Annotated in this window: 16 protein-coding genes; 15 read left to right on the top strand and 1 reads right to left on the bottom strand. The window is 49.4% G+C overall.

The window, feature by feature from the left end:
* The first annotated feature begins 266 nt into the window (after nt 1-266).
* The 14 genes from AC50X8_RS16850 to AC50X8_RS16915 all read left to right on the top strand — a co-directional run bounded on the left by AC50X8_RS16850 (nt 267) and on the right by AC50X8_RS16915 (nt 15,595).
* Nucleotides 267-1,055, top strand: a complete 789-nt coding sequence (locus AC50X8_RS16850) for a DeoR/GlpR family DNA-binding transcription regulator (protein WP_237163278.1) — start codon at nt 267-269, stop codon at nt 1,053-1,055.
* A gap of 4 nt (nt 1,056-1,059) precedes the next feature.
* Complete coding sequence (pfkB, locus tag AC50X8_RS16855; protein ID WP_494880526.1) at nt 1,060-2,001, top strand: 1-phosphofructokinase; 942 nt, start codon at nt 1,060-1,062, stop codon at nt 1,999-2,001.
* 42 nt (nt 2,002-2,043) lie between these two features.
* Nucleotides 2,044-3,423 carry a PTS fructose transporter subunit IIC gene (locus AC50X8_RS16860; protein WP_494880531.1) on the top strand — a complete coding sequence of 460 codons (1,380 nt, stop codon included), beginning with the start codon at nt 2,044-2,046 and terminating at the stop codon, nt 3,421-3,423.
* 25 nt (nt 3,424-3,448) lie between these two features.
* Entirely contained in the window at nt 3,449-3,904 is a 456-nt protein-coding gene (locus AC50X8_RS16865) for a PTS sugar transporter subunit IIA (RefSeq protein ID WP_494880536.1), read from the top strand.
* 31 nt (nt 3,905-3,935) lie between these two features.
* Nucleotides 3,936-4,205 carry an HPr family phosphocarrier protein gene (locus tag AC50X8_RS16870; RefSeq protein ID WP_099521062.1) on the top strand — a complete coding sequence of 90 codons (270 nt, stop codon included), beginning with the start codon at nt 3,936-3,938 and terminating at the stop codon, nt 4,203-4,205.
* Nucleotides 4,202-5,944 carry a phosphoenolpyruvate--protein phosphotransferase gene (gene ptsP, locus AC50X8_RS16875; RefSeq protein WP_494880539.1) on the top strand — a complete coding sequence of 581 codons (1,743 nt, stop codon included), beginning with the start codon at nt 4,202-4,204 and terminating at the stop codon, nt 5,942-5,944. Before AC50X8_RS16870 ends, ptsP begins: the two co-directional genes overlap by 4 nt.
* 350 nt (nt 5,945-6,294) lie before the next feature.
* On the top strand, nt 6,295-6,963 hold the full coding sequence (deoC, locus tag AC50X8_RS16880) for a deoxyribose-phosphate aldolase (protein ID WP_056041986.1): 669 nt from the start codon (nt 6,295-6,297) through the stop codon (nt 6,961-6,963).
* Between the two features lie 154 nt (nt 6,964-7,117).
* Entirely contained in the window at nt 7,118-8,299 is a 1,182-nt protein-coding gene (locus AC50X8_RS16885; RefSeq protein ID WP_494880541.1) for a NupC/NupG family nucleoside CNT transporter, read from the top strand.
* A gap of 116 nt (nt 8,300-8,415) precedes the next feature.
* Nucleotides 8,416-9,621, top strand: coding sequence for a phosphopentomutase (deoB, locus tag AC50X8_RS16890; RefSeq protein WP_494880543.1), 1,206 nt, complete (start codon nt 8,416-8,418; stop codon nt 9,619-9,621).
* Nucleotides 9,622-9,651: 30 nt separating this feature from the next.
* Nucleotides 9,652-10,359: a purine-nucleoside phosphorylase gene (gene deoD, locus AC50X8_RS16895; RefSeq protein ID WP_494862071.1), complete on the top strand. Its 708-nt coding sequence runs from the start codon at nt 9,652-9,654 to the stop codon at nt 10,357-10,359.
* Between the two features lie 54 nt (nt 10,360-10,413).
* Entirely contained in the window at nt 10,414-11,715 is a 1,302-nt protein-coding gene (locus AC50X8_RS16900; protein ID WP_056041979.1) for a pyrimidine-nucleoside phosphorylase, read from the top strand.
* A gap of 278 nt (nt 11,716-11,993) precedes the next feature.
* Nucleotides 11,994-13,502, top strand: a complete 1,509-nt coding sequence (locus tag AC50X8_RS16905; protein WP_494862069.1) for a DHA2 family efflux MFS transporter permease subunit — start codon at nt 11,994-11,996, stop codon at nt 13,500-13,502.
* Nucleotides 13,503-13,661: 159 nt separating this feature from the next.
* On the top strand, nt 13,662-14,024 hold the full coding sequence (locus AC50X8_RS16910; protein WP_056041975.1) for a BlaI/MecI/CopY family transcriptional regulator: 363 nt from the start codon (nt 13,662-13,664) through the stop codon (nt 14,022-14,024).
* Nucleotides 14,025-14,026: 2 nt separating this feature from the next.
* Nucleotides 14,027-15,595 carry a M56 family metallopeptidase gene (locus tag AC50X8_RS16915; RefSeq protein ID WP_494880545.1) on the top strand — a complete coding sequence of 523 codons (1,569 nt, stop codon included), beginning with the start codon at nt 14,027-14,029 and terminating at the stop codon, nt 15,593-15,595.
* 357 nt (nt 15,596-15,952) lie between these two features.
* On the opposite strand, the gene AC50X8_RS16920 is transcribed toward AC50X8_RS16915, so the two are convergent.
* Nucleotides 15,953-16,837, bottom strand: a complete 885-nt coding sequence (locus AC50X8_RS16920) for a helix-turn-helix domain-containing protein (protein WP_494880547.1) — start codon at nt 16,835-16,837, stop codon at nt 15,953-15,955.
* 175 nt (nt 16,838-17,012) lie between these two features.
* On the opposite strand from AC50X8_RS16920, the gene AC50X8_RS16925 reads away from it, so the two are divergent.
* The gene (locus AC50X8_RS16925) at nt 17,013-19,334 is read left to right on the top strand and encodes a beta-galactosidase (protein WP_494880549.1); all 2,322 of its coding nucleotides are present in this window, start codon (nt 17,013-17,015) and stop codon (nt 19,332-19,334) included.
* Nucleotides 19,335-19,542 lie beyond the last annotated feature (208 nt).

Raw genomic sequence — 19,542 nt, forward strand, 5'->3', positions numbered from 1 at the left:
AGAACGGCGACAGCCGTTTACGCTTGTCTTATCCTATTTTATAGGCTTAACCTTCTAAATAGCAATGTGTGAATGGTCATGGGCATACGCAGACCATTTGCCTTGAATAAGCTCATGGAATGACTGAGTATGACCGTTTGTGAAAATAATAGTTAAATAAACCAATTGACATCACGACAATGACTGAATATAATCGGTTTATAAATAAAACGTTCACAATCATTCATTTGAATGGCTGAATGATTTCATAAACGATCAAATAGGCGGTGAGGAACATTTTTGGTGAAGAACGCAAAAATTTAATTTTAGCTTTAGTAGAAGAGCAGAAGCGAGTTGACCTGCAGGCACTATGTGAAAAGTTTCAAGTATCGGAGTCGACGATTCGCCGGGATTTGCGGGAGATGGAGGAAGCCGGGCTGCTTAAGCGCACGCATGGCGGAGCGATATCCATTCGCAGCGTTAACTTTGAACCGAGCTTTTCCGAGCGGGAGATTACATCAACGGAGCAAAAGAAAGCGATTGCAGCTAAAGCGGTTCAATGGATTAGCAATGGGGATACGATTTTGCTGGACTCCGGCACAACTACTTTTTATTTGATGCAGCAATTGACAGCGTTTACGAAGCTGACGGTTGTGACCAATTCGCTCATGCTTCCGCAGGATTTGGAGCTGCCGCCAGGCATTGATGTCATTGTACTAGGCGGGGCTTACCGGCCTGGCGTATTGTCACTGGTCGGGCCGATTACCGAGCGCAGCCTGGATTTCATTAAGGTTGACAAGGCGTTTATGGCGACGAACGGCATGGATTTGGAGGAAGGGCTCAGCACGCCGAACGTGGTCGAAGGAGATATCAAGCGCAAAATGATCAAGCGCGCTGACCGCATTATTTTACTCAGCGACAGCAGCAAGGTGAATCAGATCAGCTTCGCGCGCTTCGCTGATTGGAGCGATATTGACGTGTGCATTACCGATTCGGATATGCCGGAGGAATTTGCCCGGAAGCTGGAAGAGCGAGGCGTCGAGGTGTATCGAACCTCGGCAGGAAAGGAGGCGTAACAGCATGTCCAAGCAGCAAGTCATTACACTTACTTTGAATCCTTCCATGGACAAGACGATTATGCTTCAGGAGCTGAAGCTGGGCGGGCTCAACCGGGCGGAGGACATTCGCCTTGATCCCGGCGGGAAAGGCATTAATGTGGCGCGAATCGTACACACCTTTGGAGCCAGCGTTACCGCCGCTGGATTCATCGCTGGCGGCATTGGCAAGCGAATTAAAGATGAGCTGGATCGTTCAGGCATTCATACGGCATTTGTTGAAGTACCGGGCGAGACGCGGACGAATATGAAGCTTGTAGATCAGAAGCAGCGAACGACGACCGAGGTGAATGAGCTGGGTTTTGCGGTCAGCGAAAGCCAGCTTGCCGAGCTGGATCAGCTGCTGGATGAGCTGCTGCCGAAAGCGTCGGTTCTCGTCCTTGGAGGCAGTCTGCCGAAGGGGGCGCCGCCGCAGCTGTATCATGATTATATTTTGAAAGCGCGCAAGCTAGGCGTACGTACGATACTGGATGCGGATGGAGAGGCGATGGTTTCTGGCATCAAAGCGACTCCTTACGCGGTCAAGCCCAATCATTATGAGCTGGAGCAGCTCGCTCAGCGCAAGCTGGACTCGGAAGAGGAAATCGTACTAGCGGGAAGACAGCTGCTTGCTCAGGGGATAACGCTCGTTATGATATCGATGGGCGCAGATGGGGCCATCGTCATGAGCGGCAACGAAGCCTACTTGGCAAAGCCATTTCCTATTGAGGCGCTGAGCACTGTTGGCGCAGGAGATTCAATGGTAGCCGTGCTTGCGCAGGCGATATTGCAAAATAGCAGCCTCGAAAATGTGGCAAGGTGGAGTACGGCCGCTGGAACGATAACGGCTTCCAAAGCAGGCACCCAAGTATGCGAGTTTGAGGAAATTCGCAGCCGGGCGGGCGATATAAATATTCAGGCATTGTGATTATATTGAAGCGACTGGCGACATCATAAGGGAGGAATTGACATGAAGAAATTGCTGGCTGTAACTTCTTGTCCGACAGGCATTGCCCATACGTATATGGCCGCGGAATCATTGCTAAAAATGGCAGAGGAGAAAGGTGTTCCGCTGAAGGTTGAAAAGCGCGGCGCGCTTGGCGTAGAGGATGAGCTTACGCCGGAGGAAATCGCCGAAGCGCACGCGATTATTTTGGCAGCGGATACCGATGTACTGGAAGCTCGATTTGCAGGCAAGCCGATTATTAAAGTTGGCGTGGCCGAAGGCATCCGCAATCCAGCAGGCTTGATTGAGCAGGCGCTGGCGAAAGAAGCGGCTCAAGCTGGGGCGGCCGCGCCTGCACAGGAGCAGACGAAGAAAGAGGGCAGCTCTGTGCGAACAGGAGCCTATAAGCACTTGATGACAGGTGTGTCGAATATGCTGCCGCTCGTTGTCGCTGGCGGAATCATTATTGCGATTTCGTTTATTTTCGGTATAAAAGCGTTCCAAGAGGAAGGTACGCTCCCAGCAGCGCTGATGAACATTGGCAGCGGGGCGGCATTTGCCTTAATGATTCCAATTTTGTCCGGCTTTATTTCCTTCTCGATCGCAGACCGGATCGGTCTTGCTCCCGGACTTGTAGGCGGAATGCTGGCCAGCCAGCTGGGAGCCGGCTTCCTCGGTGGTATTATTTCAGGCTTTCTTGCCGGTTATGTGGCAAAATGGCTGCGGCATGCGATCAAGCTGCCGAAATCGCTGGAAGGCATTAAGCCGATCCTCATTATCCCCGTGCTGTCGACGCTCATAGTCGGGCTGATCATGATTTATGTTGTAGGAACGCCAGTGAAGACATTGATGGATATTTTGACGACATGGCTGACAGGTCTGAATTCAACGAATGCGATTTTGCTCGGCTTGCTGCTTGGGGCTATGATGGCGTTCGATATGGGCGGTCCGCTTAATAAGGCAGCGTATACATTTGCTGTCGGCTTGCTTGCAAGCCATGTGTATGGCCCAATGGCAGCCGTGATGGCAGCGGGAATGACTCCGCCGCTTGGCTTGTGGCTTGCCACCGTCATACGCAAAAACAAATTTTCCAAAGAAGAGCGCGACGCGGGAAAAGTTGCAGGAGTCATGGGGCTGGCCTTTATTACCGAAGGCGCTATTCCTTTCGCGGCCGCTGATCCGCTTCGTGTCATCCCAGGTACGGTGCTTGGTTCCGCAGTAGCGGGCTCGCTGTCGATGGTGTTTGGCGCGACGCTTCAAGCGCCGCATGGCGGGGCATTCGTACTCGCTATTCCAAATGCAGTGACGCATCTCGGCGCTTATGCCGCAGCTATTGTCATCGGTTCTGTTGTTACAGCCGTAACGGTATCCTTGCTCAAAAAAAATAAGCTGGCAGCAGCTTAAATCCCACTCCATGGAGGTAATGACCATGTCATCCCAAACCTTATTAAATATTGAAACAATCATTCTCGATTCATCCGCTGATGACCGTCAAGCCGTTATTAAAGAGCTTGCTGAGCGACTGCAATCGGCTGGTTATTTGAACGATGAGGCTGCTTTTCTAGCTTCGGTTGAAGCGCGTGAGCAGCATGCGTCAACAGGCATCGGCTTTGGCGTTGCGATTCCGCATGGCAAATCCGCTGGAGTCATTAAGCCAGGCTTAGCTTTTGCCCGTCTCGCACAGCCAATTGACTGGGGCTCCCTTGATGGCAAGCCGGTCACTTCGATTATTTTGCTGGCCATTCCGGAATCGGATGCGGGCAAGGAGCATTTGCGGATTTTGGCTTCGGTATCGCGCAAGCTCATACACGAAAGCTTCCGCCAAGAGCTGCTGGCTGGCCAAAGTGCAGCAGATATATTGAAAACATTGGAAAGCGCCCTGTAAGCACAGCGAGATTAAAGGAGGAGATAGAGCGATGCAAACACGTGTATTGACAATCATAAATGTAGAAGGGCTGCATTTGCGTCCGGCACAAGTGCTGGCTAATGCAGCAGGACAATTCACAGCGGATATTTACGTAGAGGTGGTTGGCGGCGGAGAGGCAAATGCGAAAAGCGTGCTTGGCATCATTGCGCTTGGTTTGGAAAAAGGTGCTGAAGTCAAACTGTCGGCAGACGGCGAAGATGAGGAGCAGGCTGTCGCCAAGCTTGCTGAATTATTCGAGCAAGGTTTCGGAGAGCAATGAGCGAGGAGCGCATCAAAGGCATCGGCGTCTCGGAAGGTATCCGCTTCGGGAAAGCATTCATCTATGGCGCGCCTGCTGTAGAGGCGGCTTATCCTCAGCGGATTGAGCCGGAGCAGGTGGAGGCGGAGCTTGAACGTCTGGAGCAGGCGAAGCGCCAGTCGGCAGCAGAGCTGAATACGATCATTGCCAAAACCGAGGCGAAGCTGGGGAAGGACAAAACGGCAATTATCGAGGGGCAGCTGAGCTTTCTGGATGATCCCGCCTTTTACGGCGATATTCGCGGTCAAATTAAGCGCAAGCAGGCGTCCGCTGAACAAGCGGTACAAACCGTGCTGGCCCAGCTTTCCGCATTGTTTGAGAAGATGAACAATGCATACGTAAAGGAACGCATTCATGATGTGAAGGACGTTGCGGATCGGCTCATGAGCCATTTGCAGCAGGTTTTTTATCCGGATCTGGCGAGTATTACAGAGCCTGTTATTTTAGTAGCGGAAGATTTAACGCCTTCCGTTACTGTCCAGCTTGATCGCAGCATTGTGCTTGGATTTGTGACACGGGTTGGCGGAGAAACGACGCATACAGCGATTTTGTCCCGTTCGCTCGGCATTCCTGCGGTTGTGGGCACTGGTGCTGCTTTCGAGCAGCTGAGCCATGGTGAGGAGCTGATTCTGGACGGTACGGAGGGCGTTATCGTGCTGAATGCCGATCAGGCTACCCGCTCTGACTATGAAGGCCGGCAGCAGGAGGAGCAATCCGCAGCAGGGAAGCTTGAAAAATACAGGCTGCTGCCAGCACAGACGGAAGATGGCAAGCTGATCGAGCTCGCTGTAAACGTCGGCATGCCGGAGGAAATGCGAGATGGTCTTGTGGACGAGGCCCATGGGGCCGGCTTGTTCCGAACGGAATTTCTGTTCATGAACGCTGACCGCTTCCCGGACGAAGAAAAACAATTTGCTGTATATAAACAGCTTGCTGAAGCTTGGAAAGGCAAGCCTATCGTTATCCGCACGCTGGATATTGGCGGAGACAAGGAGCTGTCCTATTGGGATTTGCCGCATGAGGACAATCCATTTCTCGGCAATCGCGCTATCCGCCTTTGTCTGAATGAGCGTGAGCTGTTCCGCACCCAACTGAGGGCGATTGTTCGTGCCAGCGCCTTCGGCACCGTAAAAATCATGTTCCCGATGATATCCTCCATGCAGGAGTTCCGCGCTGCCAAGCAGTTGACGCTTGAAATCATGGACGAGCTGAAGAAGCAGGCCATCGCCTTTGATGAAAAATTGGAAATCGGAATAATGGCCGAGGTTCCGTCTGTTATTCAGCTGGCGGACCGTTTCGCCAAAGAGGTTGACTTTTTCAGCATTGGCACAAACGATTTGGTGCAATATACGCTTGCCGTTGACCGCATGAACGAGAAGGTCGCGCACTTATATGATTATTTCCATCCGGCGGTTATCCGCTCGATTCGCAGCTTGATACAAGCGGCGCACAAGGAAGGCAAATGGGTTGGCATGTGCGGTAAAATGGCGGGCGATCCGCTCGCAGCACCGCTGCTGCTCGGGATGGAGCTGGATGAATGGAGTATGGATGCGGCTTCTCTGACGAAGCAAAAGTTTACGCTGTCTAGACTAAATGTGCAGGATAGCGCCCAACTGCTAAGCGATGTGCTTGATCTCGACACGGCTGAGGAAGTTCGGCAGCACATTAAAGCTTTCCATGCTTCCAAATTTAGTGATTAGCATATGTATGGCAAATAGGTTTGGGTATTAAGCCGCCCATTCTACCCATGCTCACCAGCAAGAAGCCATTTAGGACGCTTTCGTAATCTTCGATTCCTTCAGCAGGAGCGAAGTTGCGGAGGCGTTTTTCTTTTTGTTAAAAAATTAATTTTACATATGTTCATAATTCGATGAGTGATAGACAGCGAAAATGGGTGATTTATTAAAGGAATTGACGAAAAAACGTAATATCAGCATTGAAACGCTTCATTTAGTGAACATAAGTCCAAGTGTTTGTTTACATATGACCAAATACATGTTAAACTGAGTGTGTATTTGAGGAACTCGTATATGGGGAAGGGGAACAGGTCATGTTAAATTTGTCTGGAATGATTGATCATACGCTGCTGCGTGCTGACGCGACGAAAGCAGAGATCGCTAAGCTGACGGAGGAAGCGAAACAATATGAATTTGCTTCGGTCTGTGTAAATCCGACTTGGGTCGCTTTTGCCGCTGAGCAGCTGGCAGGAAGCAAGTCCAAAGTTTGCACCGTTATCGGCTTTCCATTAGGAGCATCGACGAGCGCCGTTAAAGCTTTTGAAACGGGCAATGCGATTGCAAATGGTGCAGACGAAATTGATATGGTTATCAACATTGGCGCTTTGAAAGACGGCAACGATGATTACGTGGAGCAGGACATTAAAGCGGTTGTTGATGCGGCAGCAGGCAAAGCGATTGTGAAGGTCATTATTGAGACAAGCCTGCTCACCGATGAAGAAAAGGTTCGTGCTTGCGAGCGTTCGTTGAAAGCCGGAGCCGATTTTGTAAAAACCTCGACGGGCTTCTCTACTGGCGGAGCAACAGCTGAAGATGTAGCGCTTATGCGCAAAACAGTCGGAGACAAGCTTGGCGTTAAAGCATCGGGCGGCGTTCGCGGTCTTGTGGATATGAAAAAAATGATCGAAGCAGGCGCAACGCGCATTGGAGCAAGCTCCGGCGTAAAAATTATGCAGGGCGAGCAATCCAGCGCCGCTTATTAATGAAGAGTAACCATAGAACACGGTGCTGCTCTTTTCCGAAGGAGCGGCCCGCTTTTCTCGATAAACGAAAGAGCGGCGGTATCAGCATAACTTTGTAAGCGCTCTATTCAGCCAATCAACTTCCATAATGATGAAAAAATAGGAGGCGGCAACTATGAAATACATCATAGCTTTATTAGGCCTGCTTGTTGTGCTAGGATTGTCCTATATCGTCAGTAACAATAAGAAAAATATTCGTTTCAAGCCGATTGCCATCATGATCGTTTTGCAGGTGGTTCTTGCCTTTGTCCTATTAAATACGTTTGCGGGCGCGACCTTGATTAAAGGTTTTTCCGGCGTGTTCGAGCAGCTGCTTTCCTACGCGCAGGAAGGAATCAACTTTGTATTTGGCGGCATTTTAAATGAAGGACAATTTTCCTTTTTCCTGTCGGTTCTGCTGCCGATCGTCTTCATTTCCGCGCTAATTGGTATTTTGCAATATTTGAAAATCCTTCCTTTTATCGTAAAGGGCATCGGATATGTGTTAAGCAAAGTCAATGGCATGGGCAAGCTGGAGTCGTATAATGCGGTCGCATCAGCCATTTTGGGCCAATCGGAAGTATTTATTTCGGTCAAAAAACAAATTGGCCTGCTGCCGAAGCATCGCCTGTATACGCTGTGCGCTTCTGCGATGTCCACCGTATCGATGTCGATTGTCGGCTCGTATATGCAAATTTTAGACCCGAAATATGTGGTGACCGCGCTCGTCCTCAACCTGTTCGGCGGCTTTATTGTCGCTTCCATTCTTAACCCGTATACGGTGGAGGAAGGCGAGGACGTGCTGCAAGTACAGGAGGAAGGGGAGAAGCAGACCTTTTTCGAAATGCTGGGCGAATATATTATGGATGGCTTCAAGGTTGCGATTATTGTCGCGGCGATGCTGATCGGTTTTATTGCTCTCATCGGCATGATTAATGGATTGTTTCTTGGCATTCTCGGCATTTCCTTTCAGCAAATACTTGGATTTATTTTCGCTCCTTTCGCTTTTATTATGGGGGTGCCGTGGAAAGATGCCGTTGATGCGGGAAGCATTATGGCCACGAAAATGGTATCGAATGAATTTGTAGCGATGCTGGAAATTAGCAAATATCCTAATCTTTCGGCCAAAGCAGTCGGCGTCGTGTCGGTGTTTCTCGTCTCGTTTGCTAATTTCTCCTCCATTGGCATCATTGCAGGCGCGGTCAAAGGCTTGCATGAGAAGCAGGGCAATGCCGTTGCACGCTTCGGCATGAAGCTGCTGTATGGTGCAACGCTGGTCAGCGTGCTGTCGGCGACGATTGCAGGGATTTTCATTTAAAATATTAGGAAGGATATGATTTTTCTATCCTTTCTCTATATTGCAACGCGAAACGGCAGCTTTGCCGCCAGAGGACGGCGAAAGCCGTTTACGCTTGAGGAGAGGCGGTGCCAGGCATGGCAGCATTTGAACGGATACATTTAATTGTAATGGACTCGGTAGGCATCGGCGAAGCGCCGGATGCTGCCGCGTTCGGAGACTTTGGCGTCCATACGCTCTCGCATATTGCCCGCGAGATGGGCGGACTGCATATGCCGAATATGGCTGCGCTTGGACTGTCGAATATTGAACCGATTGCCGGAGTTCCGGCTGCGGATCATCCGCTTGCTTTTTATACGAAAATGCAGGAGGCGTCCAGCGGCAAGGATACGATGACAGGGCACTGGGAGATGATGGGCCTTCATATCGATACGCCATTCCGCGTCTTTGCAGATGGCTTTCCAGATGAGCTGATTGCCCGCATTGAGAAGAAGACAGGCCGCAAGGTCATCGGCAATAAAGCGGCTAGTGGAACGGAAATTATTGAAGAGCTGGGCGAAGAGCATGTGAAGACAGGAGCGCTCATTATTTACACCTCGGCGGATTCGGTGCTGCAAATGGCTGCGCACGAAGAAATTGTACCGCTTAAAGAGCTGTACGACATATGCGAATACTGCCGGGAAATTACGCTGGAGGACCCGTATATGCTGGGTCGGATTATTGCCCGGCCGTTTGTAGGGGAAATCGGACAGTTCAAGCGTACCGCTAATCGCCATGATTACGCGCTTAAGCCTTTTCAGCCAACGGTGATGAATACGCTGAGGGATGCGGGTCTAGCTGTCATATCGCTTGGCAAAATTGCCGATATATTTGATGGAGAAGGGGTCACGAAGGCCATTCGCACCGTCTCGAACGAAGATGGCATGGATAAGCTTGTTGAGGTGCTGGATGAGCCATTCAAAGGCCTCAGCTTCCTAAACCTTGTCGATTTTGATGCGCTGTACGGCCACCGCCGCGATCCGCAAGGTTACGGACAGGCTTTGGAGCAATATGATGCCAGACTGCCAGAAGTATTCGCCAAGCTGACGGAGCAGGATTTGCTCATCATTACGGCTGATCATGGCAATGATCCGACTTATGAAGGAACGGATCACACCCGCGAATATGTGCCGCTACTCGTCTATTCGCCGCGTTTCAAGCAAGGCGGCAGGCAGCTCGCGATTAGAAGCACCTTCGCTGATGTCGGAGCATCCATTGCCGATAATTTCGGCGTTACATGGCCTGATCACGGAACCAGCTTCATGCCGTCGTTAAATGAACCAATGAACGAATCAACTAACTAACTAAATGAACGAAGCAGAGGAGATATTATAATGAGTGTTCATATTAATGCAAAGCAAGGCGACATCGCTGAAACGATTTTATTGCCAGGCGACCCGCTAAGAGCGAAATATATTGCGGATACGTATTTGGAAAATGTAACGTGCTACAACGAAGTGCGCGGTATGCTGGGCTTTACAGGGACGTACCAAGGCAAGCGTATTTCGGTGCAGGGAACAGGTATGGGCGTACCGTCCATCAGCATTTACGTCAATGAACTCATTCGCGAATATGGCGTGAAAAATCTCGTTCGTGTCGGCACATGCGGCGCCATGCAAAAAAGCGTAAACGTGCGCGAGGTTATTTTGGCGCAAGCGGCTTGTACGGATTCCAGCATGAATCGCCACGTATTCGGCGGCTATGACTTCTCGCCAATTGCCAGCTTTGAGCTGCTGAAGGCGGCTTACGAGCGCGGCATAGCCAAAGGCCTCAAGCTGCATGTCGGCAATATTTTCTGCTCGGACAGCTTCTATCGGGATGATAAGTCCATTGTCGAGAAGCTGATGGAGCATAATGTGCTTGGCGTTGAAATGGAAACGACGGCGCTTTATACGCTGGCTGCAAAATATGGCGTCAATGCCCTGACGATTTTGACCGTAAGCGACCACCTGTTGACCGGCGAGGAAACGACTTCTGCCGAAAGACAAAGCACATTCAATGACATGATGGAAGTAGCGCTGGAAACGGTAACTTCCCTGTAATAGGCAAGGTAGCCTAGCTAATAAATTTATTTAAAACCGTGAGGAGAATGCAGCATGAGAATGGTAGACCTGATTGAGAAAAAACGCGATGGTGAAGTGCTGAGCGCTGAAGAAATTAACTTCTTCATTCAAGGGTATACGAAAGGCGAAATTCCTGATTATCAGGCCAGCGCAATGGCAATGGCGATTTTCTTCAAGGATATGACGGAGCAGGAGCGCGCTGATTTGACGATGGCGATGGTGAATTCCGGCGATACGATCGATCTGTCAGCCATTGAAGGCGTGAAGGTAGACAAACACTCCACTGGCGGTGTAGGCGACACGACGACGCTTGTACTGGCCCCGCTCGTTGCGGCGCTGGACATTCCAGTTGCGAAAATGTCGGGACGCGGCCTCGGCCACACCGGCGGGACGACAGATAAGCTTGAAGCGATTGCTGGCTTCCACGTGGAGCTTGCGAAGGAAGAATTTGTTCGTCTCGTGAACAAGGATAAGATCGCTGTCGTTGGCCAATCCGGCAACCTGACGCCAGCTGACAAGAAGCTGTATGCGCTGCGCGATGTTACAGCAACCGTTAACTCCATTCCGCTTATCGCAAGCTCGATTATGAGCAAAAAAATCGCTGCCGGCTCCGACGCTATCGTGCTTGACGTGAAGACAGGTGCAGGCGCCTTCATGAAGACGGTAGACGATGCGAAGGAGCTTGCGCACGCAATGGTGAGCATCGGCAACAACGTGGGTCGCAAAACGATGGCGGTCATTTCCGACATGAGCCAGCCGCTGGGCTTTGCAATCGGCAACGCTTTGGAAGTGAAGGAAGCGATTGATACGCTGCAAGGAAAAGGTCCAAAGGACTTGGAGGAGCTTTGTCTGGCGTTAGGGCGTCAAATGGTCTATTTGGCGAACAAAGCAAGCTCGCTGGAAGAGGCGGAGGAAATGCTGAAGGAAGTCATTCGCAATGGCAAAGCGCTGGAGAAATTCAAAGTGTTTATTGCCAATCAGGGCGGAGATCCAACGGTTGTTGACCATCCAGAGAAGCTGCCGCAAGCGGCTTACTTAATTGAAGTGCCAGCGAAAACCGACGGTGTTGTAGCGGAGATTGTTGCTGACGAAATCGGTACGGCAGCGATGCTGCTCGGTGCAGGACGTGCGACGAAGGACTCGGAAATCGATCTGGCTGTAGGCTTAATGCTGAATAAAAAAGTGGGCGACACCGTCAAAGCCGGCGAATCGCTCGTAACCATTCATGCCAATCGTGAAAATGTGGACGATGTGCTCGCGAAAATTTATGACAATATCCGTATCGGCGATAAAGTCGAAGCTCCTGTCTTGATTTACGGAACTGTAACCGAGTAGTAATAAAGCCATTTGGGTATAAAATACAAGCCGCCATCCGGGTGCAATTGCTGCCGGGATGGCGGTTTTTGTGCTGCAAGGAAACGGCTGGCAAAGGTTTAAATAGGGTTTATTAAAGGTTTATAAGGTCATGAAACGGAAATGCTTAACCTACAAATACTTAACAACTAAAATATTTGACAATAAGGTAAAATGCCCTTATTATATGTGATGGGACAGCTGTCCATTGGGAAATGGGCACGTAAGTCATCTTGTGTAGATAGGCAGGGGGAGAACAAATGTCGCAAGCAGCATCGAAAGGCGGCGCAGAGCCTGAATTCCGCTTGGCAAGCATTATCGTACCGATGATCGCCATTATTTCAGGCATATTTATGGTTATTTTGGATTCAACAGCGATGAATGTGGCGTTGTCTAGACTCGTCATTGATTTTAAAACCGATTTGCCAACGATTCAATGGACGGTAACGGGCTATATGCTGGCGACGGCGGCGGTTATTCCGCTTTCAGGCTGGCTTTCGGATCGCTTTGGAGCCAAAAATATATTTTTAGGCTCGGTTGTAGCCTTCACCTTGGCATCATTGCTATGCGCATTGCCTAGCAGCGCCGAGTGGCTCATCGTATTTCGGATTATTCAAGGCTTGGGCGGCGGTTTCGTTATGCCGGTCGCTATGGCTTATGTGTTTCGTTTAAGCCCGCCGAATAAGGTAGGGCAAGTCATGGGGATGATGGGCGTGCCGATTTTGCTCGCGCCTGCGGTTGGCCCGATTTTGGCGGGCTGGCTCGTGGAATATCACTCCTGGCACTGGATTTTCCTGATAAACATTCCGGTCGGCATTTTCAGCATTATATTCGGCCTTTGGAAGCTGCCGAAGACGGAGCGCAAGCAGGTCACCGGCATTGATATTCCAGGCATGATTTTAGGGCCGCTTGCATTTGCCGCCTTATCCTACGGGGTTACGCAAGGCGCGGAAAGCTGGTCTTCGGATAAAACGATTGGCGGGCTCGTTATCGGCGGCATTGCGCTCATCGCATTTATTATCGTAGAGCTGCGTTCAAAAACACCGCTGCTGGAGCTTCGCGTGTTCCGCTCGGTCGACTTTTCATTCAGCATTTTTGTGCAGTGGCTGCTGCAATTTTCGCTTTTCGGCGCGATTTTCCTGCTTCCGCAATTTCTGCAGCAGGCACGCGGCTACGGCGCCTTTGATACGGGGCTGACCTTGTTCCCGCAGGCGCTAGCTTCCGCATTTATGATGCCGATTGGCGGCTATTTGTTTGATAAAATCGGGGTGCGATGGCTTGTCGTTATTGGCCTCAGCCTTGTATCCGGTGCGATTTTTCAATATACGCAGGTCGATTTGACGACTGAAGGCAGCGACTTGCTGCTTCCGCTCATTATGGCGGGCATGGGCTCCGGCCTCATGATGATGCCGCTCAACTCGCATTTGCTGCAAAAAGCGCCGCGCGAGCTCGTCAGCCGGGTCACGTCGCTAACAAGCGCTTTGCAGCAAGTTGTCAGCTCCTTCGCGGTTGCTACTTTAGTTACGGTGCTCTCTTCACGAGTGAAGACGCTCATTGTGGATCAGCAGCTGCCGCTTACGACGCCTGCCGAAGTGCAGAAAGCGACGCTAGCCGTTGCGCCGGAAGCATTCGGCTATACGTTCGGCATTATGCTCGTTATTGCCATCGTCGGCATTTTCCTCGGCTTGTTTCTGCGCAGAGGGAAAGTGCAAGCGGGAGCGGAAGAGCAGAAGAGCAAGCAGGAATTGGGGCTTGAAGGACTGCATTAATTTAATTTAATTTAATCAAACTTACGTCAGACGCCTGGTTCGCCAGCGGCGGTCTGGCGTATTTTTTTATTGTTCAGGTCAGCTTACTATTGACATTTGGTCTATAAGTTATAGACTACAGATATGAGGTCGATAACTTATAGACCAAGGAGTGGGAAAATGAAAGGCTATAAGCTTACAGAAAGCGAAATTAAGTTTACCGATTTAATCTGGAAAAACGAACCCATAAGTTCTGGTGATCTTGTGAAACGATGTCAAGAGGAAATGAATTGGAAAAAGTCCACAACCTATACTGTGCTGAAAAAAATGTGTGAAAAAGGTTTATTACAAAATGAAAATTCAGTCGTTTCTTCTTTGATTACAAGGGATGAATATTACGCAAATCAAAGCCAACGTTTTGTTGAAGATACGTATGGAGGGTCCTTGCCCAAATTTTTAACAGCGTTTATGGGCGGAAGAAAATTAAATAACCGCCAAGCAGAGGAGCTGAAAAAGCTGATTGATGAACACAAGGAGGGGTAATCATGAGCGAGCTATTTCTGTCTGTTTTAAACATGAGCCTTACAGCAAGCTATGTCATTCTTGTTGTCATATTAATCAGGCTGCTGCTTAAAAAAGCCCCGAAGGTCATCTCTTATGCTTTATGGGGAGTGGTAGCTTTCCGGCTTGTCGTTCCAGTCACCTTTGAGAGTGTATATAGTCTGTTGCCAAGGAATGGGGATCGAAATCCAATACCTCAAGCTAGTATGCCTCAGCAAAGTCCGCAGATTAATAGTGGGATAGAAGTGGTCGATTCAATTGCAGGCGGGACAATACCAGCAATGGCTGCACAGGATAGTGTGAATCCATGGCAGATTTACATACAAATTGGTTCATATATTTGGATTTTATGTATGCTGGTTTTGCTTATTTATAGTCTTGCATCTGTATTTCTCTTAAAAAAACAGCTCAAAGATGCCCAACGGGTAGAGCGGAATATCTACGAAGCTGGGAATTTGAAAACACCTTTTGTACTTGGCTTTATACGACCAAAAATTTATTTGCCCGTTGGACTCGATGCCACGGAGCGCAGCTACATCCTGCTGCACGAGCAGACTCACATTAAACGATTGGATCATATCATTAAGCCAGCAGCCTTCTTACTATTATCCGTGCACTGGTTTAATCCTCTTGTATGGGTAGCCTTCATGTTAATGAGTAGGGATATGGAATTTTCCTGTGATGAACGTGTATTGAAAAAGATGGATTTTGATGTGGCTATAAAAAAATCTTACGCGTCCTCCTTATTATCACTTGCTGCGGATAGACCTATTTTGAATGGAAATCCGCTTGCTTTTGGTGAGGGAAATGTGAAGGGGAGGATTAAAAACGTATTAAATTATAGAAAGCCAAAATTCTGGTTACTTGCTTTCTCAATCATCATTTTGCTAGCAGTTGGGATTGGATTGATAGCAAATCCTGTAATAAAGGGGAGAGATGCATTAGAACAAATAACTGACTCAGAGAATATATCATCAGGTGAAGAAGTTTCGTTGGAACGACCAGAGAAATCAGCAGCAGAAATATTAAAAGAACTAGCCAATCAACCATTTTCAATTAGTGGGAATCAAATTGGTGATGACGATCAAGAAACCGTAGTCACATTTGGAAAAGCTTTTGTGAATTTGTATACCGGTGCTGTTGCAGAACAAGAAACAGTAACCTTTAGAAATTACATATCTAATGAAAATCTTCTTAAATACACAAATAAAATGTTAGAGCTAGAACAAAGAAAAGAACTAAAGGGAGCAATCAGTGTCCATTTCGGTTTGGAAAATGAATTCAAGGAAGCAGAGCTCAAGAAACTGGACGTAAATCTCTACTACGTAAGTTTGCCATTTTCGAACCAAGGGTCTGGAATGAACCTTCAGATGTTAGTTCAAGCTGAAAACAAGGCATTAAAAATCGTTGATTATTATTTTGGAAACAAAGATGGTGTAGATACGATTGCAACAGGACATCCCGCTGATAGAAAGCTTCATGATCCAAAACGATGGGATGACCAAGTGTGGGTTGATGGAGTTTTTGAAAAGCTTGATAAAATAGAAATTTGAACGGAATTTTAATCTAAACGTAATTTTACAAGGAATGAAGCGTTAGCAAATAGCCATACCAAAAGCGCCTTGCCTGCATAACGCAGGGCAAGGCGCTTTTCCCGCTGGTGTCTCCCATTCAGCCTAACGGTTTTGCCCTGGTTCCCGCAATAACCTCTTTGTTACCCGATTGGATGCTTGCGAGAGCAAAGCAGCGGTATGTGCACGCAATAGCTCCCGGATAAGCTCCATAAATGCAATCCCCCTTCTGCTTCGGTTCATACATTCTATTAAAATGCCAGAGAGATGTGCTAGTCTCTTAATCTATCAGGCGAAAGTTGATGAATATATCGGTTAAGGACAATGGACTATAGCGTTCTAACCTTTCAGCTGCTTGCGGTAATCCGTAGGTGACACGCCGATAATCTTCTTGTACAGCCGGGAAAAATAATACGGGTCCTTAAAGCCGAGCGACAGGCTGACCGCTTTCACGCTTTGGTCGGTAAGGTCAAAAAGCTGTCCGGCGCGCTGCATTTTCAGCCGCAAATAATAGTCAATGGGAGCGTAGCCAGTAGATTGCTTAAAAAGATGATTAAGATGCTGCTTGGATATGCGCGTTCGCGTAACCAAATCGTCCAAGGTCAAATGGCCTTCCAGCTGTTCCTTCATATATTGGATAGCCTGTTCAATATAAGCGAGCATCTTCTCGTCCTGCTTGCGCTTTGGAATGAGCGAAATGAAGCTGAGCAAATAACGAACCGTTTGCGAAATATGCAGCTGATGAATGACCGAATAGGACTTGGCTGAAAGCAGCTCGTAGCATTGGTTGAATAGCTCGACGATTTTCTCTGCCTCCGGCAGGGAGACGTGGAGCAGTTCAGCTTCAAGGCCAAGGCTTTCCAGCAGCTGCACCAGCTCCTCGCCCCGAAAGTGAAACCAGTAGATGCTCCATGGATTCGCCGTATTGGCCCCGTAGCTATGAGGGGTAAAGGCGGGAATGATGGAGACGGTTTTTTCCGTTACTTGAATCGTCTCCTCGCCGCCGAGCTTGATCCAGCCTTCCCCGTTCGTGCAATAGATGAAAATATAAGCATCGCAGCCTTTGGGCCGCTCCCGGTAATGGTGCTTGGCCCGGTGAAAATAGCCAATATCCGTTACATAGGCTTGGCGAATAATCGGGTGGCTGGTCATCTCCTCAAGCTGGTAGGAGGGCAAAACAATGAGCTTCTCCGTCTCGAAGCCTTGCGTTTTTTTGTTGAGCATGGTGAAGCAAGCCTCCTCGTTCCTTATGGCTATATTGTAAGCGGTTGGAGCTTCCAGCCGCAAGTGATGCATTAACGCAAAATCAGAATATGCTCCATTAGGAACAGATGATTGTTAATGGAAAAGCGGGCATAGGCGCGGTACAGTGGAGGAAGATAAAGGAGGTAATGGCTTTATGAGTAAGCACCAAATAGCTGTAAAACTGAATGAGCGCAATAAGGAGATTACGACAGGCACATTGTCCGGCAATAAAGGAAGCAATCCGAAAGGAGAAAGCTTCGGTTTTACGAATTTTTACATGACGCGCAATGGCGAGCCTTTTATTCCTGTCGTCGGTGAGTTTCATTTTTCCAGATTTTCTTATTTGTACTGGGAGGAAGAGCTGCTCAAGATGAAGGCAGGCGGGGTGCACATAATCGCTACCTATATATTTTGGAATTACCACGAGGAGAAGGAAGGGCGCTTTAATTGGAATGGCAACCGCAATCTCCGCCATTTTATAGATTTATGCGCCAAGCTGGAGCTGCCGCTCGTGCTTCGAATCGGCCCTTTCTGCCACGGCGAGGTGCGTAATGGCGGCATTCCGGATTGGGTGTTCGACAAGCCGCTCGTCATTCGCTCGAATGATGAGCTGTATTTGAACTACGCAGCGCGCCTGTACCGCGAAATTGCAAGGCAGATGAAAGGCTCGCTGTTTCAAGAAGGCGGCCCGGTTATTGCAATTCAGCTCGAAAATGAATTTATGCACTGCGGCGCTCCGCTGGACTCATGGGGCTACAAAACCGGAATATTCATGTCTTCGGGCACGGGCGGCAATGCGCATTTGGACAAGCTCAAAGCGATTGCGGCAGAAGCGGGCATTCGCCCGCTGTTCTTTACGGCAACGGCATGGGGAGGAGCGGCGGTGCCGGAAACGGATACGCTCCCGATGCTTGCAGGCTATGCGTATACGCCTTGGATTCCTAATCAGCCGCCAAGCGGCGAATATATTTTCCGCGATCTTCATGTAACACCGATGGAGAAGGTCAATTATCCTTCTGCACAATATCCCGTCGCATATTGCGAGATGGCAGGAGGCATGCAGGTCAGCTATACGGCAAGGCCGCATGTGAGCCCAGACAGTGTGGAAGCGATGACGCTTGTAAAGCTGGCTAGCGGCAGCAATCTGCTCGGCTATTACATGTATCATGGCGGCTCGAATCCGCGCGGGGAAAATGGTTTTCTCAACGAATACGGCTTGCCGAAAATAACGTATGATTACCAGTCTCCGCTAGGCGAGTTTGGACGCATTGGCGAATCGTACGACCGTATCCGCACGCTCAGCTTGTTCATGGAAGCTTACGGTGCAATTTTGGCACCGATGGGAACGGTGCTGCCGGAAGGACAAGCGGAGCTGCATCCTGAAAATACGGAGGAGCTGCGCTATTGCCTGCGGCAGAAGGATGGCTCGGGCTTCCTGTTCCTGAACAATTTTCAGGATCATGTAGACATGCCAGACCGGGAGGAAGTAACGGTGACGCTGGATACGTCCAGAGGACAGGCGAGATTTCCGCATACCGGGAGCTTGCGGCTCAAGCAGGGAATTAGCGCGGTGCTGCCGTTCCACTTGGAAGCAGCAGGCATTCGCATAGTTTCCGCTACGGTTCAGCCATTGACGAAGCTTGCGGATTTAGAGGAGCCGCTGCTTGTCTTTTATGCGCATGAGGGACTGAGCCCAGAGCTTGTTATAGCTGTTGACACGGTCGCGGGCGTAACTAGCGATGGTGGCGGCACTGTGGAGCAGCAGGACGGGGTTTATATAGTGCGTCCGGCAGTGGGCAAGCAGCATGTCGCTGAAGTGAAGCGTAAAGACGGGAACGTCGTTCGTATACTCGTCCTTTCCAGAGAAGAGGCGCTGAACACCTATCGCCTCCGCGTGTGGGGAGAAGAACGCCTGCTGATCAGCGACAGCCACCTTTATGCAGCGGGCGGGCAGCTCATTTGCACCTCGCCAGGCAAGGCGGAATGGCAAGTTGCCATGTATCCGGCAGCTGAAGCCGAGCTCAAATCAAGCCAAGGCAGCCTTTCTCCTGCTGCCGGAGGCTTGCTCCAGACGTATACGGTGAAGGTTGCGGCCTATGAACCTCAGCTTCTCATCAAGAATACGTCAAGTCGTCATGCGGCCGTGCAAATCGATGCTTATTGGCCAGAGCAGGTAGCAGACTTGTTTCTTCATATTGAATATGATGGCGATGTAGCCGCTGCTTATTTGAATAATGAGCTGCTGACGGACCATATCCATTATGGCCAAGCTTGGCCGATTGGGCTGAAGGGCTTCCAAAATGAACTGCTGGATAATGAGCTTCAGCTCGCGATTACTCCGATTCGAAAAGGTACGACGCATACGTTCGTAAATCAGGCGTTCGTGGAGCGCTTTGAAGGTGTGGAAATGGCAGCGTTTCATGAGATCAAAGCGGTGCCGCATTATGTGACGGCATTGTCTCAAGTGTTCAAATAAGCCGCTAATTGAAGGGAGAAGCAGGCACGCCAGTGCCCGGCAAGCAGCAAGCGCCGGGAAACAGGCGTGTTTGCTGTCGTTTTTATGCGTTTTTTGACGAGAAAGGTACTAATTTATATATGACTTTGTCCGCAATATTGAGGGTACTGCAAAGGAAGAGGTCTGGCTTATGATGAATATATAAGCTTGGCGACGGATTTGAGCCACG

This window comes from Paenibacillus sp. JT22N15 (genome assembly GCF_059383755.1).

Coding starts and splice junctions, on each gene's coding strand:
- pfkB (WP_494880526.1), top strand. CDS start 1,060: ATGTCCAAGCAGCAAGTCATTACACTTACTTTGAATCCTTCCATGGAC.
- AC50X8_RS16860 (WP_494880531.1), top strand. CDS start 2,044: ATGAAGAAATTGCTGGCTGTAACTTCTTGTCCGACAGGCATTGCCCAT.
- AC50X8_RS16865 (WP_494880536.1), top strand. CDS start 3,449: ATGTCATCCCAAACCTTATTAAATATTGAAACAATCATTCTCGATTCA.
- AC50X8_RS16870 (WP_099521062.1), top strand. CDS start 3,936: ATGCAAACACGTGTATTGACAATCATAAATGTAGAAGGGCTGCATTTG.
- ptsP (WP_494880539.1), top strand. CDS start 4,202: ATGAGCGAGGAGCGCATCAAAGGCATCGGCGTCTCGGAAGGTATCCGC.
- deoC (WP_056041986.1), top strand. CDS start 6,295: ATGTTAAATTTGTCTGGAATGATTGATCATACGCTGCTGCGTGCTGAC.
- AC50X8_RS16885 (WP_494880541.1), top strand. CDS start 7,118: ATGAAATACATCATAGCTTTATTAGGCCTGCTTGTTGTGCTAGGATTG.
- deoB (WP_494880543.1), top strand. CDS start 8,416: ATGGCAGCATTTGAACGGATACATTTAATTGTAATGGACTCGGTAGGC.
- deoD (WP_494862071.1), top strand. CDS start 9,652: ATGAGTGTTCATATTAATGCAAAGCAAGGCGACATCGCTGAAACGATT.
- AC50X8_RS16900 (WP_056041979.1), top strand. CDS start 10,414: ATGAGAATGGTAGACCTGATTGAGAAAAAACGCGATGGTGAAGTGCTG.
- AC50X8_RS16905 (WP_494862069.1), top strand. CDS start 11,994: ATGTCGCAAGCAGCATCGAAAGGCGGCGCAGAGCCTGAATTCCGCTTG.
- AC50X8_RS16910 (WP_056041975.1), top strand. CDS start 13,662: ATGAAAGGCTATAAGCTTACAGAAAGCGAAATTAAGTTTACCGATTTA.
- AC50X8_RS16915 (WP_494880545.1), top strand. CDS start 14,027: ATGAGCGAGCTATTTCTGTCTGTTTTAAACATGAGCCTTACAGCAAGC.
- AC50X8_RS16920 (WP_494880547.1), bottom strand. CDS start 16,837: ATGCTCAACAAAAAAACGCAAGGCTTCGAGACGGAGAAGCTCATTGTT.
- AC50X8_RS16925 (WP_494880549.1), top strand. CDS start 17,013: ATGAGTAAGCACCAAATAGCTGTAAAACTGAATGAGCGCAATAAGGAG.